Source organism: Serratia sp. TSA_130.1 (assembly GCF_052691795.1).
The window spans coordinates 26997-39896 of the sequence record NZ_JBQZFS010000007.1 but is presented as its reverse complement, the minus strand read 5'-3'; the positions used below and the strand labels follow the sequence as shown (position 1 = coordinate 39896).

Annotated in this window: 16 protein-coding genes; 8 read left to right on the top strand and 8 right to left on the bottom strand. The window is 61.7% G+C overall.

Features of this window, described 5'->3' with window-relative positions; genetic code table 11:
• Positions 1-7: 7 nt before the first annotated feature.
• Both ACUTQY_RS20455 and ACUTQY_RS20450 read right to left on the bottom strand, forming a co-directional pair.
• Positions 8-1180, bottom strand: coding sequence for an MFS transporter (locus ACUTQY_RS20455; protein WP_033644144.1), 1173 nt, complete (start codon positions 1178-1180; stop codon positions 8-10).
• Between the two features lie 98 nt (positions 1181-1278).
• Positions 1279-2175: a LysR family transcriptional regulator gene (locus tag ACUTQY_RS20450; RefSeq protein WP_046687698.1), complete on the bottom strand. Its 897-nt coding sequence runs from the start codon at positions 2173-2175 to the stop codon at positions 1279-1281.
• A 105-nt stretch (positions 2176-2280) separates the two neighbouring features.
• Between ACUTQY_RS20450 and ACUTQY_RS20445 the strand changes: the two genes are divergently transcribed.
• Both ACUTQY_RS20445 and ACUTQY_RS20440 read left to right on the top strand, forming a co-directional pair.
• Positions 2281-3663 carry an MFS transporter gene (locus ACUTQY_RS20445; RefSeq protein ID WP_046687699.1) on the top strand — a complete coding sequence of 461 codons (1383 nt, stop codon included), beginning with the start codon at positions 2281-2283 and terminating at the stop codon, positions 3661-3663.
• Positions 3660-4040 (top strand): DUF4440 domain-containing protein, encoded by a 381-nt coding sequence (locus ACUTQY_RS20440; protein ID WP_004928958.1) that lies wholly within the window; start codon positions 3660-3662, stop codon positions 4038-4040. The genes ACUTQY_RS20445 and ACUTQY_RS20440 overlap by 4 nt, the downstream gene beginning before the upstream one ends.
• Before the next feature lie 196 nt (positions 4041-4236).
• Here the strand turns inward: ACUTQY_RS20440 and asr are convergent, their stop codons facing one another.
• Positions 4237-4587, bottom strand: coding sequence for an acid resistance repetitive basic protein Asr (asr, locus tag ACUTQY_RS20435; RefSeq protein ID WP_004928953.1), 351 nt, complete (start codon positions 4585-4587; stop codon positions 4237-4239).
• A 229-nt stretch (positions 4588-4816) separates the two neighbouring features.
• Between asr and ACUTQY_RS20430 the strand changes: the two genes are divergently transcribed.
• Entirely contained in the window at positions 4817-5125 is a 309-nt protein-coding gene (locus ACUTQY_RS20430) for a DUF883 family protein (protein ID WP_046687702.1), read from the top strand.
• 67 nt (positions 5126-5192) lie between these two features.
• On the opposite strand, the gene pdxR is transcribed toward ACUTQY_RS20430, so the two are convergent.
• Positions 5193-6617, bottom strand: coding sequence for a MocR-like pyridoxine biosynthesis transcription factor PdxR (gene pdxR / locus ACUTQY_RS20425; protein WP_046687703.1), 1425 nt, complete (start codon positions 6615-6617; stop codon positions 5193-5195).
• A 95-nt stretch (positions 6618-6712) separates the two neighbouring features.
• Between pdxR and ACUTQY_RS20420 the strand changes: the two genes are divergently transcribed.
• The 5 genes from ACUTQY_RS20420 to nrdF all read left to right on the top strand — a co-directional run bounded on the left by ACUTQY_RS20420 (position 6713) and on the right by nrdF (position 11167).
• A complete protein-coding gene (locus ACUTQY_RS20420) occupies positions 6713-7144 on the top strand; it encodes a carboxymuconolactone decarboxylase family protein (RefSeq protein WP_033651609.1) in 432 nt (143 codons plus the stop codon).
• Between the two features lie 272 nt (positions 7145-7416).
• A complete protein-coding gene (locus ACUTQY_RS20415) occupies positions 7417-7647 on the top strand; it encodes a redoxin NrdH (RefSeq protein WP_033644148.1) in 231 nt (76 codons plus the stop codon).
• Positions 7648-7656: 9 nt separating this feature from the next.
• Positions 7657-8061, top strand: coding sequence for a class Ib ribonucleoside-diphosphate reductase assembly flavoprotein NrdI (nrdI, locus tag ACUTQY_RS20410; RefSeq protein ID WP_004928930.1), 405 nt, complete (start codon positions 7657-7659; stop codon positions 8059-8061).
• Complete coding sequence (nrdE, locus tag ACUTQY_RS20405) at positions 8043-10187, top strand: class 1b ribonucleoside-diphosphate reductase subunit alpha (protein WP_072022510.1); 2145 nt, start codon at positions 8043-8045, stop codon at positions 10185-10187. The genes nrdI and nrdE overlap by 19 nt, the downstream gene beginning before the upstream one ends.
• Before the next feature lie 8 nt (positions 10188-10195).
• Entirely contained in the window at positions 10196-11167 is a 972-nt protein-coding gene (gene nrdF / locus ACUTQY_RS20400; protein WP_033639549.1) for a class 1b ribonucleoside-diphosphate reductase subunit beta, read from the top strand.
• Between the two features lie 43 nt (positions 11168-11210).
• Here the strand turns inward: nrdF and ACUTQY_RS20395 are convergent, their stop codons facing one another.
• The 4 genes from ACUTQY_RS20395 to ACUTQY_RS20380 all read right to left on the bottom strand — a co-directional run bounded on the left by ACUTQY_RS20395 (position 11211) and on the right by ACUTQY_RS20380 (position 12862).
• Positions 11211-11498, bottom strand: coding sequence for a type II toxin-antitoxin system RelE/ParE family toxin (locus tag ACUTQY_RS20395; protein ID WP_033639548.1), 288 nt, complete (start codon positions 11496-11498; stop codon positions 11211-11213).
• Positions 11498-11785 (bottom strand): CopG family ribbon-helix-helix protein, encoded by a 288-nt coding sequence (locus ACUTQY_RS20390; protein ID WP_025303989.1) that lies wholly within the window; start codon positions 11783-11785, stop codon positions 11498-11500. Before ACUTQY_RS20390 ends, ACUTQY_RS20395 begins: the two co-directional genes overlap by 1 nt.
• Positions 11786-11862: 77 nt before the next feature.
• Positions 11863-12057, bottom strand: coding sequence for a DUF1289 domain-containing protein (locus ACUTQY_RS20385; RefSeq protein ID WP_046687704.1), 195 nt, complete (start codon positions 12055-12057; stop codon positions 11863-11865).
• Between the two features lie 64 nt (positions 12058-12121).
• Positions 12122-12862, bottom strand: coding sequence for an SDR family oxidoreductase (locus tag ACUTQY_RS20380; protein ID WP_042785246.1), 741 nt, complete (start codon positions 12860-12862; stop codon positions 12122-12124).
• Between the last annotated feature and the right edge of the window lie 38 nt (positions 12863-12900).

The following is a 12900-nucleotide window of genomic DNA, read 5'->3' as shown; positions in this document are numbered from 1 at the left end:
TCCTGAATCAGACCCGGCTGCGCTGCAGCAGGCGCAGAGTGAGCAACACCCCGAGCGCCACCAGCAGCGCCGCCGCCAGATAAATCGACGGCACGCCCGCCTGCCCGATCAGCAGCCCGGCCAGCGGGCCGGTGATGCCCAACGCCAGGTCGAGGAACGCCGAATAGGTACCGAGCGCCGTGCCCTGATTCTGCGGCGGCACCTGTTTCACCGCCTCAACGCCCAGCGCCGGGAACACCAGCGAAAAACCGGCGCCGGCCAGCAATGCGCCGGTTTGCACCATCCAGGGCTCGCCGGCCTGCCAAATCAACAGCAGCCCGACGATCTCAACCAGAAACGACGCCAGCGTCACCTTCAACCCGCCATGGCGGTTGATGACATTGCTGAAGATCAGGCGAATGCCGACGAAGGCGCAGCTGAACAGCGTCAGCGAAAACGCCGCGCCGCTCCAGCCTTTGTCGGCGTAGTAAAGGGTGATGAACGTGGCGATCACGCCGAAGCCGACGGTGCCCATCGCCAGCCCGAGACCATAGGCCCAAATGCGGCCGAACACCGCGCGAAAGGCGATGCGTTGCCCGGCGGCGATCGAGACGTCCGGCTTGCCGCTCGCCAACAGCAGCGCCACTGCGACCGCCAGCACGATCAGCGCCGCCACCCCGGCCAAGCCCCACTGCTGATTCAGATACACGCCGAGCGGCGCGCCGGCCGCCATCGCGCCGTAGGTAGCAACGCCGTTCCAGGAGATCACCCGCGCGGTGTGCATCGCCCCAACCCGGCCGATGCCCCACAGCGTGGAACCGGTGCTGGCGAAGCTTTCGCCGACGCCGAGAAACACCCGCCCCACGCACAGCAGCAGCAGGCTGAGCCACGGCCAACCGTCAACGCCGAACGCCAGCGCGTAAAACAGGCCACTGGCGCCGCAGCAGGCCAGGCCGAACAGCACCACCTTCTTCGGCCCCAACTGATCGGCGTAACGCCCGGCATGCGGGCGGCTGAACAGCGTGGCGAAGTACTGCGCGCTGATGATAAGGCCCGCCAGCACCGAGTTGTAGCCCAGGTGGTCATGCACAAACCCCGGCAACACCGCCAGCGGCAGGCCGATGGTCAGGTAGCAGACGAAGGTGAACATCACCACGGACAAAATACGTCGGTTCAGTTGGAGGTTATTTTCTGCGGTCATCGAAGGCGGCTCGCATCGGACGGGGTAGACAGAGATTGCCAGCATACCCCGACGAGATTTGATGATAAATGAGAGAGTGATAACGAATTATTATCTCGCTAACGGTTTGCCGCCACCCGCGCACGCAGAAAATCGATAAACGCCCGCACCTTCTCCGGCACGTGGCGCGTGTTCGGGTAGAGCGCATAGATGCTCTGCTCGGGGAAACTGTGATCCGGCAGCAACCGTTGCAGCCTGCCGGCGTCGATGTCGGGCTGCGCCAGCCACGCCGGCAGCAGCGCTACCCCGGCGCCATGCAGGGCGAACGCCAGCAATGCGGCGGCGCTGTCGCCGGTGAGCGTCGCCGCATCCGCGACCTTGAACAGCACCGCGTCGCGCTGCGGCGTGACCACCTGCCAGCTGAGGGGCGAACTGAGCCGGCTGTGGGCGATCCACTGCGCCTGCGCCAGATCCGTCAGCGAATGAATCGGCCGCTCGGCCAGATAATTCGGCGCCGCCACCGGAAAGATGGCGAAGCTGTCGATCAGCGCCGCGCGGTGGCTGGAATCCGCCAGCTGGCCCAGGCGGATCGCCACGTCGAAGCGCTCAGAGATCAGATCGGCATGATAAGAGGAAGACACATGCTGGATGCGCAGGCGCGGATGCTGCCGCGAAAACGCCGCCAGCGCCGGCACCACGACCTGCGCGCCATACTCAGGCGTGCTGGTGATACGCAGCACGCCGCTCAGCCCGTGATGATCGCGTCGCACGTCGTCGAGCACGTTCTCGGCCTCCTGCAACAGCTGCAGGCTGCGCTGGTAGAAGCGTTCGCCGGCATCGGTCAGCGACAATCGGCGGGTGCTGCGCGCCAGCAGTGACACCCCCAGCTCATTCTCCAGCTGCTTGACGTTAAAGCTCACCACCGCCTTGGTTTGCCCCAGCGCCGCCGCCGCCGCGGTAAAGCTGCCCGCTTCCACCACCGCCGCGAAGATCGCCAGACGCTGCAAATTCAGCATTTCATCGCCCTTATTGTCAAAATCATTTTGACAGTGTAATCGCCCGCCGCCGATTTATCCGCACTTTTCCCCCCGATACACTGCTCGCCTTCAACCGGAGGCACCATGTCTTATCGCAGCAAAGTGGCAATCGTCTATCTGCTCGGCTTTTTCGTCGATCTGATCAATATGTTTATCGCCAACGTCGCCTACCCCGCCATCGGCCAGGCGATGGGGGCATCGGTCAGCCAACTGGCGTGGGTCAGCAACGGCTATATTCTCGGCCTGACGCTGGTGATCCCGCTCAGCGCCTGGCTGGCGCAGCGCATCGGCGGGCGGCGGGTGTTTCTGCTCTCGCTGGCGCTGTTCATGCTGGCCACCCTCGGCGCGGGCAACGCCGACAGCATCGGCGCGCTGATCGGCTGGCGCACCCTGCAGGGCATGGGCGGCGGTTTGCTGATCCCCATCGGCCAGACGCTGACCTATCAGCTGTACCGCAGCCATGAACGCGCCGGGCTGTCGGCCGCCATCATGTTGGTGGGGCTGCTGGCGCCGGCGCTGTCACCGGCGCTGGGCGGCTGGCTCGTCGATAGCCTGGACTGGCGCTGGGTGTTTTTCGCCAACCTGCCGCTGGCGGCCCTGGCCCTGGCGCTGGCGGCGCTGTGGCTACGTGCGGAAACGCCGACGGCGGCGTGCAAACCGCTCGACGCGACAGGATTACTGAGCGCCTGCGCGGCGCTGACGCTGCTGCTGCTCGGCCTGACCCGGCTGAGCGAAGCCGGTCATCAGGTTTCCGGCGCGGCGCTGCTGGCCGCCGGGCTGCTGGTGCTGGCCTATTATCTGCGCCATAGCCTGCGCACCCCGCAGCCGCTGCTGAACCTGCGGCTGGTCGGCGATCCGCTGCTGCGCAACGCCATGGCGGTTTATTTGTGCATTCCCGGCCTGTTCATCGGCGTCAGCCTGGTGGCGATGCTGTATTTGCAAAACCAGCTGGGGATGCCCGCCGCGCAGGTCGGCGGCCTGATGCTGCCCTGGGCGCTGGCGTCGTTCCTGGCCATCACGTTGACCGGCAAAAGCTTTAATCGCCTCGGCCCGCGGCCGCTGCTGATCGCCGGCTGCCTGTTGCAAGGCGCCGGCATGCTGACGTTGGCCCAGATCGATCAGGCCGGGCAGCACGCGTTGCAGATCGCCGCCTTCGCCCTGATGGGGTTCGGCGGCAGTCTGTGCAGCAGCACCGCGCAGAGCAGCGCGTTTCTGCAGATCCCCGACGGCCAATTGGCGGACGCCAGCGCACTGTGGAATATCAACCGCCAGCTCAGTTTTTGCCTCGGCGTGGCGCTGCTCAGCCTGCTGCTGAATCTGCTGCTGACCGTGTTGCCGCCCGCGGCGGCTTACCGAACCTGCTTCATTCTGGCGGGCGCCAGCGCACTTATCCCGCTGTTGCTGTGTCTGCGCCTCGCCAACCGCGCCATCGTGCGCCAACTCAATGCTCAACAGGATGCTTTATGAACCCGTATTTTACCGAAGTGATCGACGCCCACATCGCCATTGAACGCTGGCTGGGCAAAGGCGCCGGAGAGGAGCAAGCGCTGCTGGCGCGCTTTACGCCGGATTTCAGCATGATCGCGCTGAACGGCGCCCCGCTGGATTTCACCGCGCTGTGCGCTTTTTTCCGCGCGCATCGCGCCGCCAAACCGGGACTGGAAATCGAGATAGAAGAGATGAAGCTGGTGGCCGAATGGCCGACTGGCGCGGTAGTCAGCTACCGGGAAAAACAGAGCCTGCCGGGGCAAAGCGCCACGCTGCGCTACTCCACGGTGGTGTTTGAACGCCTGCCCGACGCGCTCGGCTGGCGGCATTTGCACGAAACCGCCGCGGCGCAATAATTACAGGAAGCTGCCGGCCAGAAACAGTTCCCAACCGACGATCACCCCGCACAGGGTTACCGCGCTGAAAATGACTTCAAACAGATAGCGATGGATCATCGTGAGTAGCCTCAAAAGAAGACACCCGGAAAGACCGGGTGTCTGGAATACGGGCTGTAGAGTGCGGAACCTTGTCGGTTCCGCAAACATCACTTAATTAAGCTTTTTTACCGGCTTTTTTGTGGTGTTTTTTAGCGGCCTGAGCTTTCTGCACTGGCGCTTTTTTGTGGTGTTTTTTAGCAGCCTGGGCTTTCTGAGCTGGCGCTTTTTTGTGGTGCTTTTTAGCGGCCTGAGCTTTCTGGGCTGGCGCTTTTTTGTGGTGCTTGGCTTTCTTGTGGTGCGTTGCTTTAGCTGGCGCTTTTTCAGCAGCAGCCGCTGGCGCAGCGGTAGTGGTGGTCGCAGCTGGCGCGGTGGTGGTAGCCGGAGCAGTAGCTGCAGTATCAGCAGCGAAAGCAACAGAAGACAGACCCATAGTGGCAGCAACGATCAGCGCTAATACTTTTTTCATCTTTAAATCCTCAGAGTGTTGTTTCGGTAAGCTCCGGTGGAGCCGTTGAAACAGATACTAGTGGAATCAAACGGCCGTTTCCGTGAGTGATTGGTTTCGCCGAGTAACCAAATGTACAAAGCCCAGGTGCCGGCAAACACCTGCGTGACGGCGGTTTTTTTCCGTGATCGGCCACACAAATCTCGGCATGGTCTACACTTAAAAGACATGTGTCGAAATGGAGAGCTGAATGTTTAAGAAAGCGGAAAGAACAGAACGCGATATCGATCAGGATGTGACTCTGTTGGCCGATACGCTGGATGAAGTGTTGCGCGAGTCCGGTGACAAGACCAAAGAGGAACTGAAAGAGCTGCACAGCAAGGCGAAAGGCGTGCTGCGCGACGCGCGAGCGCGATTCAACGGCTCCACCAGTCTGACACAACATGCGCGCGACGCGGTCGAGCAAGCCGACAGCTATGTGCGTGACAAACCTTGGCAGGGCGTAGGGATCGGTGCCGCCGTCGGCATCGTGCTCGGCGTGCTGCTAGCCCGGCGTTAACACCCCTGCAGTCATAAAGATAAAACAGATGTGCGTCTGGCCCGCGGAAATCGCGGGCCGTTTAATTTTAGCGAAACAGCTGCGCCAGCCCCTGTACCGCCCGCTCCGCCTCCTCTCGCCGGCTGAAATTGGCGAACCCCAGCAGTAACCCTTGCCCCGCCGGATGGTCGATTCGCCAGTCAGACAACGCCTGCACCGCCAGCCCCTGTCGCCAGGCTTGCGCCGCCAACGGCGCATCCGCCAAGCCGTCGCGCAGCCGGGCCAACAGCTGAATGCCGCCCTGTTGCGGCACCGTCGTCAGCCACGCCCCCAGCTGCCGCTCCAACGCCAGCGTCAGCCACTCGCGCCGCTGGCGGTACAACGGCCGCATGCGTTTCAGGTGGCGATAGAAATGCCCTTGCCGGATAAAATCCGCCACGCCGGCCTGCAGCAGCGGCGGGCAACCGCAGCCGCGCAGCCGACTGCTGCGCGCAAAGGCCTCCGTGAGGCCGACGGGCACCACTAAATAAGCCATGCGCAGCGCCGGGAACAGCGTTTTGCTGAAGGTGCCGGCGTACAGCACCCGCCCCTGAACATCGAGGCTCTTCAGCGGCGGCAGCGGCCGCCCGTGATAGCGAAACTCGCTGTCGTAGTCATCCTCGAGGATCCAGGCCCCGCGCTGCTGCGCCCAGTCGAGCAGCGCCACCCGCCGCGCCAGACTGAGCGAGACGCCGAGCGGGCTTTGATGGGTCGGCGTCACCACCGCCAGCCGCGCCTCAGGCTCCGTCAAAATACCGGCGGCCACGTCCATGCCCTGTTCATCCACCGGCACGGCGACCGGTCTGACGCCGGCGGCCCGCAGCAGCGGGCGCGTGACCGGATAGCCGGGATCTTCTATCCATACCGCGTCGCCGGCGTGCAACAGCGTCTCCGTCACCCAGTCCAGCAACGCCGGATAACCGGCGCAGAGGAAAATTTGCTCCGGCCGGCAGCTGATGCCGCGCGACAAATGCAGATAATGGGCGATCGCCTCACGCAGTTCAGGCAGGCCGCCGGCCGGCGGCAGCGCCAGGGAAGCCGCCGTGGAACCGCGCAGCTGGCGGGCGACAATGCGCTGCCACAGCGCGCGGGGAAACGCATCCAGCGCCGGCACGCCCAGTTGGAAAGGCTGCAGCATGCCCTGCGGCTGCAGCGGATCGGGCGCTATCGTCGCCAACGGCGGCATAGCGGGCATTGCGCCCGGCGGCATGTGCGGCAACTGCGGCGAGACATAGGTGCCCGCCTGCCCCCGGCTCTGCAAGAAACCTTCGGCAATAAGTTGCGCGTAGGCGCTTTCCACCGTGGCGCGCGCCACGCCCAAATCGCTCGCCAACCCGCGCACCGAAGGCAGCCGGCTGCCCGCCGCCAGGCTGCCCTGGGCGATGGCGTCTTTAATCCGCTGGTAAATCTGCCGGTACAGTGGCTCGGCGAGCCGGCTGTCCAGCCGCAATGAAGTCAGGAACGGCGGCATCATGGCCCGGTTAAATAATCATTTTATGGCCCTATAGCATAGACCATAAGGCCGCTAAAGTAGCGCCATGATTTCGTTACTATCGATTGAGGTTGACCATGATTAAGCAACGTTTGAACTATGCCGAGCTGGCGCCCGCCCCGTACAAAAATATGGTGAGCGCGCTGATGGCGCTGGAGAAAGGCGCCCTGGACAAAGCGACCATCGAGTTGATGTTTATGCGCGTTTCGCAGATCAACGGCTGCGCCTACTGCCTGGACATGCACGGCAAAGCGCTGCGCGAAAGCGGCTTCAGCCATGCCAAGCTGGATACGTTGGCGGGCTGGCGCGTCAGCCATGAATTCAGCGAACGTGAACGCACGGCGCTGGAGTGGGCCGAGTCGGTTACGCTGATCGCCGCCACCGGCGCGCCGGACAGCGCTTTCGAGGCGCTGAAGGCGCACTTCAGCGATACCGAGATCGCCGATCTGACCTTCGCCATCAGCATCATGAACGCCTTCAACCGGCTGGCCGTCAGCATGCGTCAGTAATGCGCTCGCCTCCCCCTCTTGACTCTGAGGGGGAATTTCACACCCGCAAAAATTTTTCCCCTCGCCTTTTCCAGCCCCGGCGCGGCCTGCGCGCAAAACCCGACAAAACACCATATATAGCGTGGTTGATAAAACAAATATCAACATATAGTATTTTATCTATCAGCCGCAGGGAATGTTGTTCGGCTGATAACGCCGTCAGAAACGCCAGGAACAATGCTCCGTTCTCTGACTTGTCCGCCTTTCCTTCAGCCTAAAGGTAAATGCGAATCATGAGCATTATTATTTACAGCAAGCCGGACTGTGTCCAGTGCAACGCCACCTATCGCGCATTTGATAAACAGGGGATTGATTATCAGGTGATCGACCTCACTCAAGATCCGCAGGCGCTGGACCACGTTAAATCCTTAGGTTATCAGCAAGTTCCGGTGATTATCGCCGGTGACGATCACTGGGCCGGTTTCCGGCCGGACAAAATCGGCGCGCTGGCGCTCACCTGCTGAGGCCCGACGATGAATCCGCTGGTCTATTTCTCCAGCAGCTCGGAGAACACCCACCGATTCGTTGAGAAACTGGGCCTGCCGGCGATCCGCATTCCGATCGCCGGCGCCCGCAGCAAATTGCTGATGGAACAGCCCTATATCTTGATCGTGCCCAGCTATGGCGGCGGCAGCGCCGTCGGCGCGGTGCCGATCCAGGTGATCCGCTTTCTCAACGTTCCGCAAAACCGTTCATACCTGCGCGGCGTCATCGCCGCCGGGAACACCAACTTCGGCGCAGCGTACGGCATCGCCGGCGACATCATCGCCAAAAAATGCCAGGTGCCTTTCTTGTACCGCTTCGAGCTGCTCGGCACTACGCAAGACGTTGAAAACGTTAGACAGGGAGTAACCGCATTTTGGCAACGACAGAACTGACCAGGCCCGAGACGGGCGCGCTGGATTACCATTCGCTCAACGCGATGCTCAATCTTTACGATGCGGAAGGCCGGATCCAGTTCGATAAAGATCGGCTGGCGGCGCGGCACTACTTCCTGCAGCACGTCAACCAAAACACCGTGTTCTTCCATAACCTGGAGGAAAAGCTGCGCTATCTGGTGGAAGAAGGCTACTACGAGCCGCAGGTGCTGGCGCAGTACGAATTCCCGTTTATCAAGCAGCTGTTCCAGCAGGCCTACGCCAAAAAATTCCGCTTCGAGACTTTCCTCGGAGCCTTCAAGTACTACACCAGCTATACACTCAAAACCTTCGACGGCAAGCGCTATCTGGAACGCTACGAAGACCGGGTGTGCATGGTGGCGCTGACGCTGGCGGCGGGCGACACCGCACTGGCGCAGGATCTGGTGGAAGAGATGATTTCGGGCCGCTTCCAGCCGGCCACGCCGACCTTCCTCAACTGCGGCAAACGCCAGCGCGGTGAGCTGGTCTCCTGCTTCCTGCTGCGCATCGAAGACAATATGGAATCGATCGGCCGGGCGGTGAACTCCGCGCTGCAGCTGTCGAAACGCGGCGGCGGCGTGGCCTTCATGCTGAGCAATATTCGTGAGGTGGGCGCGCCGATCAAGCGCATCGAGAACCAGTCCTCCGGCGTCATTCCGATCATGAAAATGCTCGAAGACGCCTTCTCCTACGCCAACCAGCTCGGCGCGCGTCAGGGGGCCGGCGCGGTGTATCTCAACGCCCACCACCCGGACATCCTGCGTTTTCTCGACACCAAGCGGGAAAACGCCGACGAGAAGATCCGCATCAAGACGCTGTCGCTGGGGGTAGTGATCCCGGACATCACCTTCGAGCTGGCGAAGAACAACGAAGAGATGTACCTGTTCTCGCCCTACGATGTCGAACGGGTGTATGGCGTGCCGTTTTCGGAGATTGCCGTCAGCGAGAAGTACCGCGAGATGGTGGATGACAAGCGCATCCGCAAGTCGCGCATCAACGCGCGCGAATTCTTCCAGGTGCTGGCGGAGATCCAGTTCGAATCCGGCTACCCCTACGTCATGTTCGAGGACACGGTCAACCGAGAGAATCCGATCGCCGGGCGCATCAACATGAGCAACCTGTGTTCGGAGATCCTGCAGGTCAACCGCGCCAGCACCTATCACGAGGATCTGAGCTACGATCGCATCGGCAAGGATATCTCCTGCAACCTCGGCTCGCTGAACATCGCCAAAACCATGGACGCGCCGGACTTCGGCAAGGCGATCGAGACCGCGATCCGCGCGCTGACCGCGGTGGCCGACATGAGCGATATCCGCTCGGTGCCGTCGATCGCCGAAGGCAACCGCAGCGCCCGCGCCATCGGTCTGGGCCAGATGAACCTGCACGGTTACCTGGCGCGCGAGCGCATCTTCTACGGCTCGGAAGAAGGCATCGACTTCACCAATCTCTATTTCTATACCGTGGCCTATCACGCCATCCGTGCCTCGAACCGGCTGGCGATCGAACGCGGCGGCACGTTCGACGGCTTTGAGCACTCGCGCTATGCCAGCGGCGAGTACTTCGACAAGTACACCGAACGCGACTGGCTGCCGCAAACCGAGCGGGTGCGCGAGCTGTTCGCCGCCGCCGGCATCGCTATTCCGGGCCGCGACGAGTGGCGCGCGCTGCGCCAGTCGGTGATGATGCACGGGCTGTACAATCAGAATCTGCAGGCGGTGCCGCCGACCGGCTCCATCTCGTACATCAACAACGCCACCTCCAGCATCCATCCGATCGTCTCGCGCATCGAGATCCGCAAGGAAGGCAAGATCGGCCGCGTTTACTACCCGGCACCGTACATGACCAACGACAACCTGGCGTATTACCAGGATGCCTACGAGATTGGCCCGGAAAAAATCATCGATACCTATGCCGCCGCGACGCAACACGTCGATCAGGGGCTGTCGCTGACGTTGTTCTTCCGCGATACCGCCACCACCCGCGACATCAACCGCGCGCAGATCTACGCCTGGCGCAAAGGCATCAAAACCATTTACTACATCCGCCTGCGCCAGATGGCGCTGGAAGGCACCGAGGTGCAGGGCTGCGTGTCCTGCGCGCTGTGAGGCAACTTATGACGACCGTAACATCGGCGCCGCTGGTGCGCGCCATCAACTGGAACATCATCGAAGACGACAAGGATCTGGAGGTGTGGAACCGCCTGACCTCCAACTTCTGGCTGCCGGAGAAGGTGCCGCTGTCCAACGATATCCCCTCCTGGGCCACGCTGACGCCGAAGGAGCAGCAGCTGACCATTCGGGTGTTCACCGGGCTGACGCTGCTGGACACCATCCAGAACACCGTCGGCGCGCCGGCCCTGATCGCCGATGCGCTGACGCCGCACGAAGAGGCGGTGTACTCCAACATCAGCTTTATGGAGGCGGTGCACGCCCGCTCTTACAGCTCAATCTTCTCTACCCTGTGCCAAACGCCGGACGTGGATGACGCCTATCGCTGGAGCGAGGAAAACCGCGCGCTGCAGAAGAAAGCCGGCATCATTCTGGCGCACTACCGCAGCGACGATCCGCTGCTGAAAAAAGTCGCCAGCGTGTTCCTCGAGTCGTTCCTGTTCTATTCGGGCTTTTACCTGCCGATGTACTGGTCCAGCCGCGCCAAGCTGACCAACACCGCCGATCTGATCCGCCTGATCATTCGCGACGAGGCGGTGCACGGCTACTATATCGGCTATAAATTCCAGAAAGGGCTGGAGAAAGTGGACGCCGCACGGCGCCAACAGGTGAAAAATTTCGCCTTCGATCTGATGCAGGACCTGTACGACAACGAGGTGCGCTACACCGAGGAACTGTACGACGGCGTCGGCTGGACGGAAGACGTGAAGACCTTCCTGCACTACAACGCCAACAAAGCGCTGATGAACCTGGGGTATGAAGCGCTGTTCCCGCCGGCGATGGCGGAGGTCAACCCGGCGATCCTGTCGGCGCTGTCGCCGAACGCCGACGAAAACCACGACTTCTTCTCCGGTTCAGGGTCGTCCTACGTCATCGGCAAGGCGGTCAACACCGAGGATGAGGACTGGGATTTCTGAGGACATGACAGCGATGCCGGTCTTTCAGGCCGGTATCGTGCATTCAATACCCTTGTTCTTTCTGACTGCGGATCGCCAGAACAAACGCCGTATCGATATCAGGAATGTATTTGTAGAGCGCCAAATAACCGCGAGCTTGCTGCCCAATAATCAATTCACGCAGCCCTGCGCCAAGGGACCGTCCGATCAATGGATTATGTTCCAATACCGCAATTGCCTGGATGATTTCCTGAATGCGCCGCCCTGAATCCGCAGCGCCATACTGAGCCAAATGAGCGAGAATACGTTCGATATCATCCCTGACCTCTGGCGCCAACTCGACGTTTGCCATCAGCGCCCCAATTTTTTAACCGGGGGTTTAACAGCGTCAGTGTTACCCGCTGCGTAATTTTCCAAATAACCGCGCATCTCTTTCCAAGAGACCGTCTCTCCCGTCGCAATTATCTTGGCATAGCGTTTTTCCGCTTCATTCTCAAAGTCGCGGCGCAACTCTTCCTGCTGCGTTTTCTCCGCTATTGCCTGCAAAATAAAGCTGTGAGACGTTACGCCAACCTGCTCGGCGACGGCAGCGACTCGGGCTTTAAGCTCATCTGGAATACGAATGGTCGTCGTCGACATAATCGCTCCTAACGTCGGTCAATCACATGTAGCTCAATTGTGCTACATGCAGTCTGGCAGCGCAATAATGCAGAGGATTATTTCACCGATTGACGCGGCTCTAGCCGCCGCCAGATAGCGCGTTTCTCCGCATCGCTGGCGGTCGGCCAGGCGGCGATCTCCGCCCGCGTGCGCCGGCATCCGCGGCACTGCTGGGTTTCGTCGTCAATCCGGCACAGGCTGACGCAGGGCGACCTGACGCCGGGATGAAACTGCTGATTGTCGCCCGTCATACGCTGCCCTTGATGTGATGAGTTCCGCCACAGGATACCCGATCCTGCGGCGGCGCGTCGTCAATCAGATGATGCCGCCGTTGGCGCGCAGGGTTTGGCCGTTGATCCAACCGCCGTCGGCCCCCGCGAGGAAGGCCACCGCCGCAGCGATATCGTCCGGCGTGCCCAGGCGCTCCAGCGGCGCCATCTTCGCCAGCCGCTCGATAAGCTCCGGGGTTTTGCCGTCGAGGAACAAACCGGTGGCGGTCGGTCCCGGCGCGACGGCGTTCACCGTGATATTGCGGCCGCGCAGCTCTTTCGCCAGCACGCTGGTCAGCGCTTCGATCGCCGCCTTACTGGCGGCATACATGCCGTACCCCGGCTGCAGCAACCCCACCACGCTGGAGGAGAAGTTGATGATGCGGCCATTGTCGCGCAGGCGCTTCGCCGCCTCGCGCATCGCATTGAAGCTGCCTTTCAGATTGATGTCGAGCAGGCGATCCACGTCTTCGTCACGCATGTCCGCCACCGGCGCCAGCGCGATCACCCCGGCGTTATTGACCAGCACGTCGACGCCGCCAAACGCCTGTTCGGCGCTGTCGAACAGGCGGGCGACCGCAGATGCATCGCTGACGTCGGCTTTGACGCTCAAGGCGCGGCCGCCGCCCTGTTCAATCTTGCGCACCAGCTCATCGGCCGGCGCCGGGTTGCCCGAATAGTTGATGATGACGGTGAAGCCATCGGCGGCCAGACGCTCGGCGATGGCCGCGCCGATACCGCGCGATGCGCCGGTGACGATGGCGACGGAGGGAGTTTTCTGATTCATCGGGAGATCCTTAAAGAAAACGACGAGGGTAACGTTAA

Coding starts and splice junctions, on each gene's coding strand:
- ACUTQY_RS20455 (WP_033644144.1), bottom strand. CDS start 1,180: ATGACCGCAGAAAATAACCTCCAACTGAACCGACGTATTTTGTCCGTG.
- ACUTQY_RS20450 (WP_046687698.1), bottom strand. CDS start 2,175: ATGCTGAATTTGCAGCGTCTGGCGATCTTCGCGGCGGTGGTGGAAGCG.
- ACUTQY_RS20445 (WP_046687699.1), top strand. CDS start 2,281: ATGTCTTATCGCAGCAAAGTGGCAATCGTCTATCTGCTCGGCTTTTTC.
- ACUTQY_RS20440 (WP_004928958.1), top strand. CDS start 3,660: ATGAACCCGTATTTTACCGAAGTGATCGACGCCCACATCGCCATTGAA.
- asr (WP_004928953.1), bottom strand. CDS start 4,587: ATGAAAAAAGTATTAGCGCTGATCGTTGCTGCCACTATGGGTCTGTCT.
- ACUTQY_RS20430 (WP_046687702.1), top strand. CDS start 4,817: ATGTTTAAGAAAGCGGAAAGAACAGAACGCGATATCGATCAGGATGTG.
- pdxR (WP_046687703.1), bottom strand. CDS start 6,617: ATGATGCCGCCGTTCCTGACTTCATTGCGGCTGGACAGCCGGCTCGCC.
- ACUTQY_RS20420 (WP_033651609.1), top strand. CDS start 6,713: ATGATTAAGCAACGTTTGAACTATGCCGAGCTGGCGCCCGCCCCGTAC.
- ACUTQY_RS20415 (WP_033644148.1), top strand. CDS start 7,417: ATGAGCATTATTATTTACAGCAAGCCGGACTGTGTCCAGTGCAACGCC.
- nrdI (WP_004928930.1), top strand. CDS start 7,657: ATGAATCCGCTGGTCTATTTCTCCAGCAGCTCGGAGAACACCCACCGA.
- nrdF (WP_033639549.1), top strand. CDS start 10,196: ATGACGACCGTAACATCGGCGCCGCTGGTGCGCGCCATCAACTGGAAC.
- ACUTQY_RS20395 (WP_033639548.1), bottom strand. CDS start 11,498: ATGGCAAACGTCGAGTTGGCGCCAGAGGTCAGGGATGATATCGAACGT.
- ACUTQY_RS20390 (WP_025303989.1), bottom strand. CDS start 11,785: ATGTCGACGACGACCATTCGTATTCCAGATGAGCTTAAAGCCCGAGTC.
- ACUTQY_RS20385 (WP_046687704.1), bottom strand. CDS start 12,057: ATGACGGGCGACAATCAGCAGTTTCATCCCGGCGTCAGGTCGCCCTGC.
- ACUTQY_RS20380 (WP_042785246.1), bottom strand. CDS start 12,862: ATGAATCAGAAAACTCCCTCCGTCGCCATCGTCACCGGCGCATCGCGC.